Source organism: Sphingomonas sp. PvP056, from assembly GCF_040549155.1.
Classification (GTDB): Bacteria; Pseudomonadota; Alphaproteobacteria; order Sphingomonadales; family Sphingomonadaceae; genus Sphingomonas.
Map to the genome: position 1 here is coordinate 482,663 of NZ_JBEPST010000003.1, position 16,836 is coordinate 499,498.

The following is a 16,836-nucleotide window of genomic DNA, read 5'->3' on the forward strand; positions in this document are numbered from 1 at the left end:
TCTTACGTAGGACTGCGCTTGTCGGTGCGCAAATCGACGACGGCATCCTCCCGCTAGGCGGTTCCCGGTACGAACATCGGAGGAACATCATGCGGCTTACTTTGATCATCGGCGCGGCACTCAGCACCGCGCTTGCCTTCCCCGCGCAGGCACAGATCGCCAAGGGCGACGTGCTCGTCCGCGCGCGTGCCATTCTGGTCGCGCCCAACGAGAGCAGTGGTCCCGTGACGCCGGGCTTTCCGGGCAGCAAACTGGGGGTCGACAACAGTTACGCCCCCGAGGTCGACTTCACCTACATGCTGACCAATCATATCGGGACCGAGCTGATCCTCGCGACGACCAAGCACGACGTTGCCGGACGCGGGACGATCGCTGCGCTCGACAAGGTCGCGAGCACGTGGGTGCTGCCGCCGACGCTGACGCTGCAATATCATTTCGCACCCAAGGGGCATGTCCGCCCCTATCTCGGTGCCGGGATCAACTACACGATCTTCTACAACGCCAAGGCGAGCGACTCGCTGGTGAAGGCGATCGGGCCGACCAAGGTGCATTTGAAGGACAGCGTCGGTTACGCGTTGCAGGCGGGGATCGACGTCGACGTGTCGAAGCGCGTGTTCGTCAATCTCGACGTGAAGTATATCGACATCGACAGCACGGCACGGCTCACCACCGGGGCCGCGCTCAACCAGTCGCGGGTCCATATCGACCCGATCGTTGCGGGGATCGGGCTGGGGATCCGCCTCTGATCCGACCGCTTGCCAAGCACGCGTGACACTCAAGGAAACCGCACGACCTCGGTCGTGCGGTTTGACGTGCGTCAAACCTCGGCGGCGCGATCCATGCGACATTTGGCTGTACCCCAAGGAGCAGGACGATGCCGCACGACAACGACTGGTTTCTCTATCTCGTGATCGCCGCGATGGCAGGGTTCACGCTGGTGCTGATGTGGGCCGCCCTCACCGACCGCGACCCGCGGCAGCCACCCGAGGCGCACTGAGCCCCCCAACCGATCCTCGCCACACACCAAAACGGCCGCTCCGGTTTCCCGGAGCGGCCGTTTTGGTATCGGCAGATTGCGCTTGCTCAATCGTCGGCAGGCAACTCCAGTTCGTGCCACAGGCCGTTGAGAATCCCGAAGGCGACCGCGAGGCCGAGGCCCAGAACCCAGCTGAAATACCACATGTCATTCTCCTCGTGCGGGGGTGTCAGTACAGGTCGACGTTGGCGACGACCTGCGCGGTGGTCACGCGGCCGAACATCACGCGGTACGCCCAGGCGGTGTAGAGCAGCACGATCGGCAGGAAGACGACCGTCACCCCCAGCATCAGCGCGAGCGTGGAGGCGCTGGAAGAGGCATTCCAGACGGTCAGGCTCGAATGCGCGTCGATGCTCGACGGCAGGATGAACGGGAACATCGATACGCCGACGGTCGCGATGATCCCCGCCGCGGCGAGCGACGACCCTACCAGTGCCGCCGCCTCGCGCCGGAACAGGATCCCCGCCAGCGCGAGTGCGGTGCCGCCGAAGCCCAGGACCGGCGCGATGATCATCCACGGATGTCGGCCGTAATTGGCGAGCCACGCCCCGGTTTCGACCACCGTCGTCATCCGCGTCGGGTTGGACGGACCGAACGCATCCGCGCTGCCCTCGACCGCATAGCCGGTACCGTGCGCGACGAAGCCCCAGCCGATCGCGAACAGCACGAGCGACACGACCGCTGCCCCCACACCCACGGCGCGCGCGCGGTAATGCACCGCGCCATGCTCGACCTTGACCGCGAGCCAGGCACTGCCGTGCAGCACGAGCATCGCCACCGACAACAGCCCGCAGACGAGCGTGAACGGCGTGAACAGGCCGAGCAGACCACCGACATAGGTCGCGCGCAGATCGTCATCGATCTTGAAGGGCGCGCCCTGCAGGACATTGCCGACCGCAACGCCGAAGACCAGCGCTGGCACGAGGCCGCTGACGAACAACGCCCAGTCCCACCGCGCCCGCCACTTTGGATCAGGCGATTTGGAGCGATATTTGAACGCGACGGGTCGCAGGATCAGTGCCGCGAGCACGAGGAACATTGCGAGGTAGAAGCCCGAGAAGCTGATCGCATAGACCAGCGGCCAGGCGGCGAAGATCGCGCCGCCGCCGAGGATGAACCACACCTGGTTCCCCTCCCACGTCGGCGCGACCGCGTTGATGACGAGACGCCGTTCCACATCACCGCGCGCGATGAACGGCAGCAGCGCCGCGACGCCGAGATCGAACCCGTCGGTGATCGCGAAACCGATCAGCAGTACGCCGAGCAGCGCCCACCAGATCAGGCGGAGAACTTCATAATCGAGAAAAGCCATGATCGGAGAGTCCTTCAGGCAGCAAGCTGGGGAATGGGCAGCGTCACGACGGGCGCGGGTTCGGGCATGTCCTCGATCGGGCCATGCGCGATCGCTGCGAGGATCAGCCGCACCTCGATCACCGCCAGCGTGCCGTACAAGGCCGTGAAGCCGACGATCGTCGTGATCAGCAGCGCGGGTGTGAGCGACGAGGTCGCCAGGAAGGTCGGCAGCACACCGTCGATCGCCCACGGTTGCCGCCCGAGTTCGGCGACGACCCAGCCGAGTTCCGCCGCAAGCCACGGCAACGGGATCGCCGCCACCGCGATGCGGAGGAACCAGCGATATTGCTCATGCCGCCGCGCGGTCGAGATCAGGAAAGCCGCGGTGAACAGCGCGATCATCAGGAACCCGATCCCCGCCATCGCGCGGAACGACCAGAACATCAGCGGGACGCTCGGCACCGTATCCCAGGCGGCGGTGTCGATCATCGCGGGCGTCGCGGTCGCCGGATCGGCGACGTAGCGCTTGAGCAGCAAGGCATAGCCGAGATCGCGCTTGTGCATCTCGAACGCGGCGCGGGCCGCAGGATCGGTTGGGGTGCGCTTGAGCACTTGCACCGCCTGATAGGCGATCTGGCCCGACGTGATCCGCTCGTGCGCCTTGAGCACCAGCTCCGACATGCCGGTGACTTCACCCGATACGCTGCGCGTCGCGATCAGGCCAAGCACCCATGGCACCTCGACCTGATAGCGCGTCGTCCGGGTCTCGAAATCGGGCAAGCCGATCAGCGTCATACCGGCAGGCGCGGGTGCGGTATGCCAGGCCGCCTCGATCGCGGCGAGTTTCATCTTCTGGTTGTCGGTCAGCGCGTAACCGCTCTCATCGCCGAGCACGACGACCGACAGCGACGAGGCGAGCCCGAATGCCGCAGCGACCGTCATCGAACGCTTGGCGAACTGGGTCCAGCGGCCCTTGAGGAGATAGAAAGCGGATACGCCCAGCACGAGCACCGAGGCGATGACATAGCCCGCGCTCACGGTGTGGACGAACTTCGCCTGCGCGACCGGGTTGAACAGCACCGCGCCGAAATCGGTGACTTCCATCCGCATCGTATCGGTATTGAAGCGTGCGCCGACCGGGTTCTGCATCCAGCCGTTCGCGATCAGGATCCACAGCGCGGACAGGTTGGTGCCGACCGCGACCATGAAGGTCACGAACAGATGCTGGCGCTTGCTCAGCTTCTCCCAGCCGAAGAACATCAGCCCGACGAAGGTCGCCTCGAGGAAGAACGCCATCAACCCCTCGATCGCGAGCGGTGCGCCGAAGACATCGCCGACATATTGCGAGAAGTACGACCAGTTGGTGCCGAACTGGAATTCCATCGTCAGCCCGGTGGCAACACCGAGGACGAAGTTGATCCCGAAGATCTTCGCCCAGAAGCGGGTGACGACCCGCCAGATCGGACGGTTGGTCATCACGTACAGCGATTCCATGATGACCAGCATGAAGCTGAGCCCGAGCGTCAGCGGCACGAACAGAAAGTGATAGAGCGCGGTCAGCGCAAATTGTAGTCGCGATAGATCGACGACACTGAAGTCCATGATGATACCTCCTGGCCCTGCGTGAAGCGAGCCACCCCTGCCAGTTCGGCTAACCGCCCGGGGGTGTTTCCAGAAATACGCGGTTTCCCGTATTCGATCGCGGCAGCCGCTGTCCTAGGCAGCGACCATGACCAGTGCCGCCCTTACCCTGCCCCCGCACCGCGCGCTTCTGGCGACACTTGCGGATCGCGTCTCCCGCCTGCCGTCGTTACTGTTGTTGATCGACACAGTCGGTGCGATCGGCTTTGCGGCGGGACTGGCGGGCGCGGTTGCGACGGTGGCGGCAGGGTCGTCGGATGTCGCCGGATGGGTCGCGCTGATGCTGGTTGCCGGGGCCGTTCGTGGCGGCGCGTCGATGGCATCGCTCCGTACCGGTGCGCGGGATGCGGCCACGACCAAGAAGGCGCTGCGTCTGAACGTCGTGACGGCGCTGTTTCGCCCGCTGGCGGGCGGCGGGCTGACCGGCGCGACACTGACCAGCGCGGTCGACGAGGTGGAAGCGGTCGACGGCTATGTCGCGCGGTTCCTGCCCGCGCGCCGCGCCGCCGCGATCGCCCCGATCCTGGTGTGTGTCGCCATCGCTTTCGCCAGCCCGATCTCGGCGATCATCCTGCTCCTCACGCTGCTGCCGTTCATCGCGGCGATGGCGCTTGCGGGCGGTGCCGCCGCCGCGGAATCGAAGCGGCAGTTCGAAGCGCTTGCCCGGCTGTCGATCCGCTTCGCCGACCGGCTTCGCGCGCTGCCGGTCATTCTGGCGTTCGGGGCGGTCGAGCGTGAGACCGCTGGGATTGCGGCTGCGTCCGACGCAGTGGCCGCGCGGACGATGCGGGTGCTGCGCGTGGCGTTCCTGTCGTCGGCGTCGCTCGAATTCTTTGCTGCGCTGTCTGTCGCGCTGGTCGCGGTGTACGCGGGGTTCAATCTGCTGGGTCTGCTTCCGGCGGCGGTGCCCGAACATCTGACGCTCGGGCGGGCATTCTTTGCGCTCGCGCTGGCACCCGAATTCTATGCGCCGATGCGGCGGCTGGCGGCGGCCTATCATGACCGGCAGGCGGCGGAGACCGCAAGCGCGCGGCTGGACGCGGTTATCGCGGCGCAGGCTCCCGCGGCACCGCATTGGGCGCGCGCCTGCGACGGTCCGCCCCGCGTGACGTTCGACCGGGTGACGATCCGCTATCCGGAGACGGACGTGGCGGTGGTTTCAGACTTCTCGCTGGACGTCGCGGCGGGGGAGATCGTCGCCCTCGAAGGCCGTTCGGGATGTGGCAAGTCGAGCTTGCTGCATCTCCTGCTCGGGCTCGTCCCGGCGACTGCGGGACGGATCGGGATCGACGGGGCGTGGCTGCCGGAACACGCGAGCATGGCGCGGATCGCCGCCTGGTCGGGGCAGAACCCGTTGCTGCTTGCGGGTACGATCGCGGAGAATATCGCCTTGTCTGACTCCTCGGCTACGCGACACGAGATCGAGCGGGCTGCGACCCGCGCCGGGCTCGCACCCGCGCTCGCGCTGCGTGCTCGGGGAATCGATACCGAACTCGATGCGCTGGGCAGCGGACTCTCGGGCGGGGAGCGTCGTCGGATCGGGCTGGCGCGCGCGATCCTCAAACCGGCACCGTTGCTGTTGCTCGACGAACCGACCGCGCATCTGGATGCGGCCGCCGAAACCGCGATGATCGAGACGATCCGGCGCGCCTGCATCGGGCGCACCGTGCTGATCGCCACGCATAGCCCTGCGCTTGCCGCCATCGCGGACCGCATCATCCGGATGGATACGTTATGACTCCTGGTTCGCCACAGAGCGTCGCATCGATCTTGCGCCACGCCGCTTCCGAGCATCGACGGTCGCTTCGGCGTGCGGCGGCGGCTGGTTTCGCGGTGGCGGCTGCGACGGTGCTGCTGCTGGGCCTGTCGGGCTGGTTCCTGACCGCCGCCGCTCTCGCGGTGGTGATGGGGTCCGCGCATATCTTCAACTACATGCTGCCCGCCGTCGCGATCCGGCTGCTCGCGATCGTGCGCACCGGCGCACGCTATGGCGAGCGGCTGACCGGGCATGATGCCGCGCTCGGCATGATGGCGCGCGTTCGGCCGGTGCTGTTCCGCGCGATTGCGATTGCGCGACCGACGCGGACGTTCGGTTTCTCGACCGGCGAGGCCAGCGCGCGACTGGTGCAGGACGTCTCCGTCATCGAGGCTGCGGTCGTTCGGCGATCCGCGCCTTGGTCGCTGCTGGGCGCGATGGGGTCCGCGGGGGCGCTGACATTGCTCGGTGGCTGGGGCCCGGTGGTAGCGGTCGGCGTGACCGTCCTCGCGACGGTTGCGCTGGCCGCGGTGGTTGCGCGCGCGATGGCGCGTCCGGCCCGTGCCGTCCTGCTGGCGAACGGCGCGCTGAAAGATGTGGTGGGGCTCTATGGTTCCGCCGCAGCGGAGTTGCGCTGCTATGACCTAGAGGATCGCGCCGGTGCCGACGTGGCCGAAGCCGGTGCCGTTCTGGCGAAGGCGCAGATCAGCGGCGTGAACGCTGCAAGTTGGCTCGATCTTGTGCAATCCGTCGCGCTCGCGCTTGCCGCGGCGGCGGCGTTCGTGCTCGCGATGCCGTCCGGCGCACCAATCGCGGCGCTTGCGGGGCTCGCAGCGGCGATGGCGGTGGATGGGACCGCGCCGTTCCTGCGCGACCTGGCACAACGCGCGAGCGTCGCGGTGGCGACCGACCGGCTTGACGAGATTCTGACGCAGCCTGTCGACCGATATTGCCCGTCACAGGACGACACTCCGCTAGCGTTCGATCTGTCGTTTGCAGCGTTCGGGTGGCAGACTTTCCGTCAGGGCGACCGCGTGGCGATCGTCGGCAAGTCCGGCTGTGGCAAGACGAGCCTGGTCGAGACGCTGCTGGGCCTGCGTGAGGGCGCGCGTGGTACGGTCAGGATCGGCGGCGACGACGGCGTCGATATCGCGCCCGACCGGCTCCGCACGATCTTCGCGCTATCGCCGCAGGACGCGCATCTGATTGTGGGAACGGTGCGCGACAATCTGCTGCTCGCCGATCCGGCTGCCGACGATGCGCGCCTGTGGGCCGCGCTTCACGATGCGGCGCTCGATCATCGTGTCGCCGCATTGGCGCTCGGGCTGGACACCTGGATCGGGGAGAATGGTGCCTGCCTGTCCGGTGGGGAACGACGGCGGCTTTCGCTCGCACGCGCGCTACTGTCGCGCGCACCGTGGCTGTCGCTGGACGAGCCGACCGAGGGGCTCGATCCTGCGACAGAGGAGGCCGTACTGGCGCGGGTGTCGGCACGGCTGGGCCTGACTGGCCAGGGCGCGCTGATCGTGACGCACAGCGCGCGTGTCCGTCATGCCTGCAATCTGGTTGCGGACATGACGCCGGTGGACGCCGCGCGATCACTCGAGGCGGCCTGAGCAGCCGCCTTGATTAGCGTGTCAGCGCCGCGTCCGCCCAGGTGGCGGGGTCCGGGAAGCGCATCGGCTGCGCGGTGCGTACGACGAGTTCGATGATCTTCACGCCCTGTACCGACACGGACATTGGTACCGCGGCATCACCGAACCGCAGGGGCTTGGACTGTTGCAGCAATTTGCCGTCGCCATAGACCGCGAAACGGACCGGCTGGCTGCGGTCACGCGCGGAATCGTCCAGCCCGACCATCGTGGTGAAGCGCGCGAAGCCCCGATTGCGCACCTCCAGCCGCGAATTTGCGAGGACGCCGAGCCCGGTCGTGAAGCGCTTGCCGCCGATCTGCAGCGTTTCGCCGTAAGGGGTCGTGTCGGCCTGCGCCCCGCCCCAGCCGCCGTAGCGCGGACGATCGCCCCCGCCGCGCGTGCTGTTCCAACCCGAGACCGCGCGGTGCACCAGCGGCTCGTGCTCGGGCACGGTCACGCCGTCGACCGCTGGGTTCACGCTGCCCGGCTGTTCGGACAGATACAGCCCAGTGGGAAGAAGCCGCGATCCGCGCGCGGTAAAGATCAGCGTCTGGTGCGGCGCGAGCGTCATCTTGGCCTCGCCGCGGAAGTCCTGCTTCCTCCCGGTCCACAGGTCCTCGAGCGCGATCGTGCCGTCGGGGGTAAATTTCAGATGCTCCGCGGTCAGCACGGCGTCGGTCACAACCGCGTTGCGGTTGAACAGCGCAACCGCCTTGTCGCCATTGGCGAGCGTCTTGACGAGAATCTGGACGTCGTCGGTGTCATACGCCAGCACCGCCTGATTGCCCGCCGGATCCTGATTGACCGCGATGATCCGCGCATTGCCGAGCAGGTCGATCATCGGCTTGGACGCCTTGCGCAGATCATAGCCGATGAACAACGGCGCATTCTCCATAGCCCACAGCGCGAAATGCGAGCGCGCTTCCTCGAGATGCGTCATTTCGAAATCGCCGGTGCCGACGAACAGCATGTCGGGGTCGTTCCACCCGCCCGGATGCGCATAAAGCGCGCGGCGCGAGACGGTGTCGTAATTGTGCAGCATCCGCGTCCAGCTCGCGGAGATATCCTCGCTGGTGCGCGATATGTTGCCGAGGTTCTTGCCCCAGGCACGGACGTCGGACGATCCCCACAGGCAGATCGAGTAGAGATAGTCCATGTCGGGGTTGTGGCGTTTCAGGGCGTCGCCAACTTCCTGATACAGTGCGCGCACGGCCGGGATGTTGGTCCGGCCGAGCGAGTCCGCATCAACGATCGGCGGAAACGCGCGAAACTTACCGGCGATCACCGCAGGGTTGGTCGCAGGGAGACCTCGCACGCCGCAGCCGTCGACCTTGATCAGGTCGAAGCCCCATTCGGCGAAATACAGCCGGATATCCTGATCGACATGCCCGTACAGCCCGATCTCGCGCTCGGCGACCGTGCCTTCGGGCTGGTTGGGCATGGTCGAAGTGAACACTTGCCCGCACGAATTGCGCCCGATGTCGGAATAGATCCCGGCCTTGAACCCGAGCGCATGGAGCCTGTCTGTGAACGGCTTGAAGCTCGTCTCACCGCCCGGTCCCGCGCCCGCCGCCGAGGGGAAGGTCGCGGTGCGGATGATCATCCGGCCGTCGGTCTGGCGGCGCTTGAGCCACCAGCCGTCGTCGATGTCGATGTAGCGATAGCCCTTCGCCTGCAACCCGCTGTCCGCGATAATCTTGGCGCTGGCGAGCACCTTCTCTTCGCTGACGTCGGTGTAGAAGGCGTTCCAGCTGTTCCACCCCATCGGCGGCAATTGCGCGGCCCCTGCGGTGTTGGCGCTCCACCGCCCGGTCGGGGCGAGGTCGTCCGCCAGCGCGAGCGTTGGCGCCAGCGCTGCGCCTACGCTCGCCGCGCCGAGCAGGAACCGACGCAGGCGTCGTTGGGTCACATTACGCATGGTCGTTTCCTGTCGGAAGGTCTGGTGGTGACGGTGGTCAGCGCAGGTCGAGCACGACCACCGACATCGGCGGCAGCGTCGCGGTCAGCGTGCCGCCCGAAACCTGCGCGCCGGTGAAGGGTTCGGGCTTGACGACGTCGGGCTGCTCGAAGCTGTTGTGCGCATCCATCGTCGCACCCGTGACGATCCGGCCCGAGACACTCCCCGCGGTCGCCCCGCTCATCGCGACCGACAGCGGGATCGCGCGATGCGGATCGAGGTTGACCAGAGCCACATGCACCTGCCCCGCCGTATCGCGCACCGCCGACGCGCTGATCGCAGGCAAGGCGAACTCGTCCTTGTGATAATAAGGCGTCTTGAGCTCGATCGGCAGCGTGGTCGCGTCCTGCCACGGCTTGTAAAGGTCGAACACCCAATAGGTCGGTGTCTTGACCATCTTCGCGCCGTCGGTGAGCAGCATCGCCTGCAACACGTTCACCATCTGCGCGATCGCCGCCATCTTCACGCGGTCGGCATGATGCGCGAAGATGTTGAGGTTGATGCCTGCGACGACCGCATCGCGGACGCTGTTCTGCTGGATCAGGAAGCCCGGATTGCTGCCGGGCGCGGGATCGAACCAGGTGCCCCATTCGTCGACGACCAGCCACGTCTTCTTGGCCGGATCATATTTGTCCATCACCTCGGAATGCTTGGTGACGAACTCCTCCATCCGCAGCGTGTGTGCCATGGTCGAGGCCCATTCGCTCTCGGGGAAGCCGAGCGCAGCCCCCTTGTCGCCCCAGTTCTTGTCGCGCGGGCGCGTGTAATAATGGAGCGCGAGACCGTCGATGTTCTTGCCCGCGATCCGCATCATCGTGTCGGTCCAGGCATAGTCGACGTCGGTCGGGCCGCTGGCGATCTTGAGCATCTTGGTCGTACCGCTCGCCTTGGCGAATTGCGCGTAGCGGTTGGTCAGGTCGGCGGCATATTCCGCGCGCATGTTGCCACCGCAGCCCCACAACTCGTTACCGATGCCGATGTATTGCAGCTTGAACGGCGCGGGATGGCCGTTGGCGGCACGCTCCTTCGCCAGCGTCGAACCGTTCGGCGAGGTCATATACTCGATCCATTGCGCGGTCTCGCTCGGCGGCGCGCTGCCGAGGTTGGCGGAGACATAGGCCTCCGCGCCGAGACGTTCGACGAACCCCATATATTCGTTGGTGCCGAACGCGTTGTCCTCGTTCACACCACCCCAGTTGGTGTTGATCTTGACCGGGCGCTTGGCGCGCGGGCCGATACCGTCGCGCCAGTGATATTCGTCCGCGAAACATCCGCCGGGCCACCGCACCATCGGCACCTTGATCGCCTTCAGCGCCTCCAGCACGTCGCGGCGATAGCCGTGGTCGTTGGGGATCTTCGACTTCTCGCCGACCCAGATGCCATCGTAGATGCCGTGCCCGAGATGTTCGGCGAACTGCCCGAAAACCTGCCGGTTCATGCGTGGTCCCGGCTTGTCGGCCTGGATCGTCGCGGTCGCGGACTCGGTCGGAGCCTGCTGCGCGGTTGCGACAGATGCGGCAAGAACACTTGCGGTCAGGCACAAGGTTAGACGGGCACGTTTCAACATGGCGAGGGTCCTTCTCCGATATCAGGCTTCACCCTTGCTCGAGGGGTTGCTCTTTGACCGATATTGTCTGAGTATAAGTGCCAAGCCGTGACGTCAACGGCGCATGTTTCGGCGCGGACACCCCGCCCGCGGAGAAGGATTCCTATGCTCAAGACCCTCGCAACGACGACGCTTTCTCTTTGCTTGCTCGCGCCCGCAGCCGCTTATGCCGGCACCGCCGATCGTGCTCCGTTCGGGAAGCTCGCCAATGGCCAGCCGGTCGAGGTGATTACGCTGACCAATGCCAAGGGGATGAAAGCCCGGATCCTCAGCTACGGCGCGATCCTGCAGGGCGTCGACGTGCCCGACCGCGACGGCAAGATGGCGGATGTGACGCTCGGCTACACCGACATGCGCGGCTATCTGGCGGCCCCCAATTACTTCGGCGCGACCGTCGGGCGTTATGCGAACCGCATCAAGGCGGGCAAGTTTACGCTGGACGGCAAGAGCTATTCGCTCGCGCTCAACAACAAGACCAACGCGCTTCATGGCGGCGTGCAGGGTTTCGACAAGCGGTTGTGGAAAGTGGTCGAGGTTACCAGTGGCGCCACTAGCCACGTGACGCTCGCCTACACGGCCGCGGACGGCGAAGAGGGCTATCCCGGCGAACTCAAGGTCACCGCGACCTATTCGCTCAACGATGCCAACGAACTGACGGTCGATTACCGTGCGACGACCAACAAGCCGACGATCGTCAACATCACCAACCACAGCTTCTTCAATCTGGGCGGCGAAGCGTCGCAGCGCTCGATCTATGACGCGGTGCTGACGATCCCGGCGGAAACCACCACGCCGGTCGACGCGACGCTGATCCCCGACGGGACGTTCCGCCCGGTCCAAGGCACCCCGCTCGACTTCCGCAAACCGACCGTCATCGGTAGCCGGATCCGCGACGCGAGCGATTCCCAGATCCTCTTCGGACAGGGGTATGACGAGAATTACGTGATCGCGCGCGACCTGAGCAAGACGCCCCGCCTCGCTGCACGGGTCGAGGACCCCGCGACCGGGCGCACGATGGAAGTGCTGTCGAACCAGCCCGGCGTGCAGCTCTACACCGGCAACTTCCTCGACGGCACCGCAGTCGGCAAATCGGGCCGCGCCTATCGGCAGGGCGATGCAATCGCGCTCGAACCGCAGGTCTTCCCCGATACGCCGAACCAGCCCGCGCTGGGGTCGGCGCGGCTTGATCCGGGTCAGGCGTATCGCAACGTGATCGTGTATCGCTTCTCGGTAAGCGCACGCTGATGCGCACGCTGGCGATTGGCGTGGGGGCGCTGGTCGCCGGCACGCTCTCTTATCCCGCAACGGCCGCCCCCAAAGTCGGCGGGTTGATGGGCGACCATGCGGTCGTTCAGCGCAACCAGCCGATCGTCGTGACCGGCGAGGCGATCCCGGGCGAAGCCGTCTCGGTCGTGCTCGGCGGTCGGTCGGCGCAAGCAAAGGCTGCGCGCGACGGGAGCTTCCGGGTCACTCTGCCCGCACTTCCGGCAGGCGGGCCGTACGATCTGCTCGTCATGGCCCCGAGCGGGACGACCGAACTCCACGACGTGCTGGTCGGCGACGTGTTCCTGTGCTCGGGCCAGAGCAACATGGAAATGACGGTCGACCGCGCGCAGGACGGGTTCGGCCAGACGATGGGGTCAGCAGACGATCAGCTCCGGCTGGTCACGATCGCCAAGCAAACGTCGGTCAAGCCGCTCGATCGGTTCGGCACGCAACCGGCCTGGGCCGCGGCTGGCCCTAAAACGACGGGCGGCTTCTCGGCGTCGTGCTTCTACATGGTGCAGGAACTGCGCAAGACCGCCAAGGTCCCGATCGGCGCGATCCATTCGAGCTGGGGAGGATCGCAGATCGCCGCTTGGATGGGCGAGACCGCGCAGCGTGCGTCTGGGCGCGGGGCGCAAGCCGACCTGCTTGACCTCTACGCCCGCGACCCCGCCGCCGCGAACCGTAGCGCGGGGCTAGCGTGGGAAAGCTGGTGGCGCGAGAAGACCGGCGACAAGCCCGGGCAGGAACCGTGGCAGCCACAGGCTGTGCTTGACTGGAAGCCCGTGCCGCGGATCACCTTCTACGAGAATTGGGGCGTGCCCGCGCTCGAAACCTATCTCGGCATGCTGTGGTACCAGAAGACCGTGACGCTGACCGCCGAGCAGGCACGGCAGTTGGCGACGATCTCGATCGGCGCGATCGACGACGCGGACCGCACCTGGATCAACGGCAAGCCCGTCGGTGGGCGCGGCGGATGGGACGCACGTTCCTATCCGGTCGCGCCTGGGACACTGCAAGCGGGCAGCAACGTGATCACGATCAACGTCGAGAACGCCTACTCGACCGGCGGCATGCCCGGCCCTGCCGAGGCGATGAAGCTGACCTTCGCCGATGGCAGCAGCGTGCCGATCTCAGATGGGTGGCGCTATGCCTTGGCGAAGCGCGTCTCGGGAACGACGCCCCGCGTACCGTGGGACGAGATCACCGGCGCGGGCACGATCTACAACGCGATGATCAAACCGCTCGGGCAGACGGGAATGGCGGGGGTGGCCTGGTATCAGGGCGAGTCCGACACCGCTTATCCGGGCTATGCGGGACGGTTGAAGGCGATGATGGCGGAATGGCGCGCGCAGGTCGGCGTGGCGCAGCTGCCCTTTGCGATCGTGTCGCTCCCGGGCTTCGGGAAGCCTGCGGTGACGCCGGGCGAAAGCGGGACGGCGCAGGTTCGCGAGGACATGCGGCAAGTTGCCGAAACCGACGGCCATACCGCGCTCGCCGTGGCGATCGACCTAGGGGATCCACTCGATATCCATCCGGGCGAGAAGCACGAAGTCGGGCGGCGTCTGGCGCGCGCGATGGGGGCGATGGCTTATGGTGCGCCTGCCTCCGCATCGGGGCCGCGGGTGACCCAGGCGGCGCGGGACACGAGCGGCGGTGCGACGGTTACGTTCGATGGCGTGACCGGTGCGCTTCATGCGCGGAGCGCGGCACAGGCGATTGGGTTCGAACTGTGCGGGGCCGAGGCGGGGTCGTGCCGCTATGTCACGGCGAGGGTGTCGGGCAATCGCGTGATGTTGGCGGGGGATGGAAAACCCGCGACGCGGTTGCGCTATGCCTGGGCGGATTTTCCGGTGGTCAATCTGGTGGACGATGCCGGGCTTCCTGCGGGTCCGTTCGAGATGCCGTTACGCTGATCCACGTTCTCCCGCGAAAGCGCGAGTCCAGGGTTACGAGCGTGGCGCTTGCAACCCTGGACTCCCGCTTTCGCGGGAGAACGACGCTTATGAAGCCGGCCCATCCACCACGCGGAACTGGCCGCTGCAATGCATCAGGCTCATCATCTGCAGCATGCCGTCGAAATAGCGTTGCTCGCCGGTCGGGACCGGCATGTCCCATAGCGCCTTCAGGAACGCCTTAGAATTCGCCCCCGGCGTCGCCGCGAACGCACCGACCGCCGTTGCCGCGACCATTCCGGGGGAATGCCGCGTCGACAAGGGCTTGCCGTCGAGCGTGTAGCGATCCGCCATTCGGTCGATCCCCTCCCCCGCCAGGAACGTCTGGATCCGGTCGCTGAGCACGCGCTGGCGCGGGTCCTTGCCCCACCAGCTGTAATCGACCGACCAGTTGCTAACGGTCCGCCAGCTGTCATAGCCGAACGGATCGGGCGTGCCGTCGCGGGTCAGCATCGTGGTGCCGTCGAAGTGACTGCGATCGGGTGCAAGTGCGGTCTTTGGCCCGGTGACTCGCACGAACAGGTCGCGGCTGACGTCTGCTGCTTTTGCCCAGAACGCGCGATCCTCGACCGGGCCCCAACGCGACCAAAGCTCGTAAAAGGCGGGCAAATGATAGGACGCATCGGTGCCGCCGACACTGGTTTCGGCGACGAAGCGGATCATCGCGTGCGCTTCGTCGACCATCGGGCCGACCGTCGCCTGGCGGGGGCGGTTATTCGGACGATAGGGCGGCCACGGTTTGCCGTCCTTGGCGGCTTGCGCTGCCATCGCGCGGTTGTTGATGCTCGGCCAGGGGGCAGCGGGCATTTCGAATGGTTTGTCGTCGGGGTGGATGCGGAACGGGGTGGTCCCTGTCATCACCGGATGATGCCGCATTGCGCGCAGAATCGTGTCGGCTTCGGCCTGATAATTGTAGATTCCGCTGCTGTTTCCCCACCGTTTTGACGCGAAATAGAGCGCCATTGCGTAATATTCCTCCCCATCCGGCGCGGCACCGACCGAGCGGGGCGATCCGTCCGTCCCCATCGACCAGGCGAAATAACCAACCGAGGGGTTCTTCGGGTCGGTGATCTGCATGTGCGTCTTTGACCAGTTCCACAGCGCATCGAACTCGCGCTTCTTGCCGAGCTGGACGGCGATCATCATGCCGTAGCTCATGCCCTCGGTGCGCGCATCGTTGTTCGCCCAATCGGTGATGTAGGCAAGCGGGCCGTTGGCGTTGGCACCGCTCTCGAAATAGATGCGCTCCTCCTGCCCGTCGCCGTAGAACAGCTGGTTGAACACCGCGTCGATCTTGGCTTTCGTCTGCGCCTCCGACACGCCAAGCTGTTCCGCGAAGAGGTTGCGATACTGGCCGGTCTTGACCGCGCCCGAACCGTCGCCGGGGAACCGCTTGATCGGGCCGAGCGGCTTGTCGGTGTGCCCCGTGTCGATCGTTCCGGGCGGCGGGGTGGAGGCAGCCGGAGGTGCCGCCTGCATAGCGCTTGCGACGGCGGGCATGCCGCTTGCCAGTACCGTCAGCGCGACCATCGGAAGGATCCCAACGCGCGGGTGCCGTCGTGCCGTGTGTGCCATGTCCATCCTCTCACCCCGCGTCCTGATGGCGCGGTTATGCTAACGCAATCATCTGGAAGCTAACGAACTTTCGCGACGGTGCAAGCAGCTCGAGCGGGATCGTTTTACCGCTTCCGCCGCCACTGCGCGCGTGGCAATGATAACGATACCGCTTCGACGAACGAATGGCGGACAGGAGAGCGATGATGAGAGCGACTGCGTGGACCGCATGCTTGTACCTTGCGCTATTGTCGGGCGCGGCCACCGCGCAGGATCCGGCACCCGAGACCCCGCCCGTCCTGACGACGATCAAGCTCTGGCCGAACGGCGCGCCGGGCACCGACAAGCGTCCGCCGAGCGCCGAGGTGGGGCGTGATTACTGGGTCCGCAACATCCGCGAACCGTCGCTGATCGCCTACCCTGCCAAGGCCGCACACAATAATGGATCTGCGGTCGTGATCTTCCCCGGCGGCGGGCACAAATTGCTCGTCTGGACCAATGAGGGGACCAAGGTTGCTACCGCGCTCAACCGGATGGGAGTGTCGGCGTTCGTCCTTAAATACCGGCTCGCGAACGAACCGGGATCGCCGTATTCGGTCGAGGGCGATGCGGCGGACGATGCGCGGCGGGCGCTGCGCTGGGTTAGGGCGCATGCCGCGGATTACGGGATCGACCCGCACCGCGTCGGCGTGATGGGCTTTTCAGCGGGCGGCGAACTGGTGTCGCTGATCGCGGACAATCCCGAGCCTGCCGGACGTCCGGCGAGCGACTCGATCGACCGTCAGTCCGCACGGCCCGATTTTCAGGTGCTCGTTTTCCCCGGGCCACGCGGCATTCCGGCCAAGGCGATCGCCAGCGCGCCACCCGCCTTCATCGTCGCGGGGAGCCGCGATCCGTGTTGCGCGGCGCCTTCGGTGGCGCTGTACGAGCAGCTTCGCACCGCGGGCGTTTCCGCCGAGTTGCACATGTTCGCGGACAGCGGCCATGCCTTCAACCTGGACGAGAGCGACCGGATCTCGATCCTGCACTGGCCCGATCGGCTCGCCGACTGGCTGGCGGACGGCGGGTGGTTCGATGCGAACCGCAAACCCGCCGCCCAGCCCGCCGCCCCGCTCGCCGCCCCGCCGAAATGACGCGA

The 16,836-nt window shown here is 66.2% G+C and carries 13 protein-coding genes; 7 read left to right on the forward strand and 6 right to left on the reverse strand.

Annotated elements, in window-relative coordinates; translation table 11 throughout:
• The first annotated feature begins 89 nt into the window (after positions 1-89).
• Together ABIC17_RS09860 and ABIC17_RS09865 are read left to right on the forward strand one after the other, a co-directional pair.
• Positions 90-746: an OmpW/AlkL family protein gene (locus ABIC17_RS09860; RefSeq protein WP_354281386.1), complete on the forward strand. Its 657-nt coding sequence runs from the start codon at positions 90-92 to the stop codon at positions 744-746.
• Between the two features lie 128 nt (positions 747-874).
• Positions 875-997 (forward strand): hypothetical protein, encoded by a 123-nt coding sequence (locus ABIC17_RS09865; RefSeq protein ID WP_354281388.1) that lies wholly within the window; start codon positions 875-877, stop codon positions 995-997.
• 86 nt (positions 998-1,083) lie between these two features.
• Here the strand turns inward: ABIC17_RS09865 and cydX are convergent, their stop codons facing one another.
• The 3 genes from cydX to ABIC17_RS09880 are packed head-to-tail and all read right to left on the reverse strand — an operon-like array spanning position 1,084 to position 3,931.
• Positions 1,084-1,182 carry a cytochrome bd-I oxidase subunit CydX gene (cydX, locus tag ABIC17_RS09870; RefSeq protein WP_242140137.1) on the reverse strand — a complete coding sequence of 33 codons (99 nt, stop codon included), beginning with the start codon at positions 1,180-1,182 and terminating at the stop codon, positions 1,084-1,086.
• A gap of 23 nt (positions 1,183-1,205) precedes the next feature.
• Positions 1,206-2,348, reverse strand: coding sequence for a cytochrome d ubiquinol oxidase subunit II (gene cydB, locus ABIC17_RS09875; RefSeq protein ID WP_354281390.1), 1,143 nt, complete (start codon positions 2,346-2,348; stop codon positions 1,206-1,208).
• 14 nt (positions 2,349-2,362) lie between these two features.
• Entirely contained in the window at positions 2,363-3,931 is a 1,569-nt protein-coding gene (locus tag ABIC17_RS09880) for a cytochrome ubiquinol oxidase subunit I (RefSeq protein WP_354281391.1), read from the reverse strand.
• A gap of 127 nt (positions 3,932-4,058) precedes the next feature.
• On the opposite strand from ABIC17_RS09880, the gene cydD reads away from it, so the two are divergent.
• Together cydD and ABIC17_RS09890 are read left to right on the forward strand one after the other, a co-directional pair.
• Positions 4,059-5,708 (forward strand): thiol reductant ABC exporter subunit CydD, encoded by a 1,650-nt coding sequence (gene cydD / locus ABIC17_RS09885; RefSeq protein WP_354281393.1) that lies wholly within the window; start codon positions 4,059-4,061, stop codon positions 5,706-5,708.
• Entirely contained in the window at positions 5,705-7,342 is a 1,638-nt protein-coding gene (locus tag ABIC17_RS09890) for an amino acid ABC transporter ATP-binding/permease protein (protein WP_354281395.1), read from the forward strand. Before cydD ends, ABIC17_RS09890 begins: the two co-directional genes overlap by 4 nt.
• A 13-nt stretch (positions 7,343-7,355) precedes the next feature.
• Here the strand turns inward: ABIC17_RS09890 and ABIC17_RS09895 are convergent, their stop codons facing one another.
• Both ABIC17_RS09895 and ABIC17_RS09900 read right to left on the reverse strand, forming a co-directional pair.
• On the reverse strand, positions 7,356-9,278 hold the full coding sequence (locus ABIC17_RS09895; protein WP_354281397.1) for an NPCBM/NEW2 domain-containing protein: 1,923 nt from the start codon (positions 9,276-9,278) through the stop codon (positions 7,356-7,358).
• Between the two features lie 37 nt (positions 9,279-9,315).
• Positions 9,316-10,884, reverse strand: a complete 1,569-nt coding sequence (locus tag ABIC17_RS09900; RefSeq protein WP_354281399.1) for an alpha-N-arabinofuranosidase — start codon at positions 10,882-10,884, stop codon at positions 9,316-9,318.
• A 144-nt stretch (positions 10,885-11,028) separates the two neighbouring features.
• Here ABIC17_RS09900 and ABIC17_RS09905 point away from each other — a divergent pair, with 144 nt between their 5' ends.
• Both ABIC17_RS09905 and ABIC17_RS09910 read left to right on the forward strand, forming a co-directional pair.
• Complete coding sequence (locus tag ABIC17_RS09905; RefSeq protein WP_354281401.1) at positions 11,029-12,168, forward strand: aldose epimerase family protein; 1,140 nt, start codon at positions 11,029-11,031, stop codon at positions 12,166-12,168.
• Positions 12,168-14,105 (forward strand): sialate O-acetylesterase, encoded by a 1,938-nt coding sequence (locus ABIC17_RS09910; RefSeq protein WP_354281402.1) that lies wholly within the window; start codon positions 12,168-12,170, stop codon positions 14,103-14,105. The genes ABIC17_RS09905 and ABIC17_RS09910 overlap by 1 nt, the downstream gene beginning before the upstream one ends.
• Positions 14,106-14,192: 87 nt before the next feature.
• On the opposite strand, the gene ABIC17_RS09915 is transcribed toward ABIC17_RS09910, so the two are convergent.
• Complete coding sequence (locus ABIC17_RS09915) at positions 14,193-15,719, reverse strand: family 8 glycosyl hydrolase (RefSeq protein ID WP_354281404.1); 1,527 nt, start codon at positions 15,717-15,719, stop codon at positions 14,193-14,195.
• Between the two features lie 185 nt (positions 15,720-15,904).
• Between ABIC17_RS09915 and ABIC17_RS09920 the strand changes: the two genes are divergently transcribed.
• On the forward strand, positions 15,905-16,831 hold the full coding sequence (locus ABIC17_RS09920; RefSeq protein ID WP_354281406.1) for an alpha/beta hydrolase: 927 nt from the start codon (positions 15,905-15,907) through the stop codon (positions 16,829-16,831).
• Positions 16,832-16,836 lie beyond the last annotated feature (5 nt).

Coding starts and splice junctions, on each gene's coding strand:
- ABIC17_RS09860 (WP_354281386.1), top strand. CDS start 90: ATGCGGCTTACTTTGATCATCGGCGCGGCACTCAGCACCGCGCTTGCC.
- ABIC17_RS09865 (WP_354281388.1), top strand. CDS start 875: ATGCCGCACGACAACGACTGGTTTCTCTATCTCGTGATCGCCGCGATG.
- cydX (WP_242140137.1), bottom strand. CDS start 1,182: ATGTGGTATTTCAGCTGGGTTCTGGGCCTCGGCCTCGCGGTCGCCTTC.
- cydB (WP_354281390.1), bottom strand. CDS start 2,348: ATGGCTTTTCTCGATTATGAAGTTCTCCGCCTGATCTGGTGGGCGCTG.
- ABIC17_RS09880 (WP_354281391.1), bottom strand. CDS start 3,931: ATGGACTTCAGTGTCGTCGATCTATCGCGACTACAATTTGCGCTGACC.
- cydD (WP_354281393.1), top strand. CDS start 4,059: ATGACCAGTGCCGCCCTTACCCTGCCCCCGCACCGCGCGCTTCTGGCG.
- ABIC17_RS09890 (WP_354281395.1), top strand. CDS start 5,705: ATGACTCCTGGTTCGCCACAGAGCGTCGCATCGATCTTGCGCCACGCC.
- ABIC17_RS09895 (WP_354281397.1), bottom strand. CDS start 9,278: ATGCGTAATGTGACCCAACGACGCCTGCGTCGGTTCCTGCTCGGCGCG.
- ABIC17_RS09900 (WP_354281399.1), bottom strand. CDS start 10,884: ATGTTGAAACGTGCCCGTCTAACCTTGTGCCTGACCGCAAGTGTTCTT.
- ABIC17_RS09905 (WP_354281401.1), top strand. CDS start 11,029: ATGCTCAAGACCCTCGCAACGACGACGCTTTCTCTTTGCTTGCTCGCG.
- ABIC17_RS09910 (WP_354281402.1), top strand. CDS start 12,168: ATGCGCACGCTGGCGATTGGCGTGGGGGCGCTGGTCGCCGGCACGCTC.
- ABIC17_RS09915 (WP_354281404.1), bottom strand. CDS start 15,719: ATGGCACACACGGCACGACGGCACCCGCGCGTTGGGATCCTTCCGATG.
- ABIC17_RS09920 (WP_354281406.1), top strand. CDS start 15,905: ATGAGAGCGACTGCGTGGACCGCATGCTTGTACCTTGCGCTATTGTCG.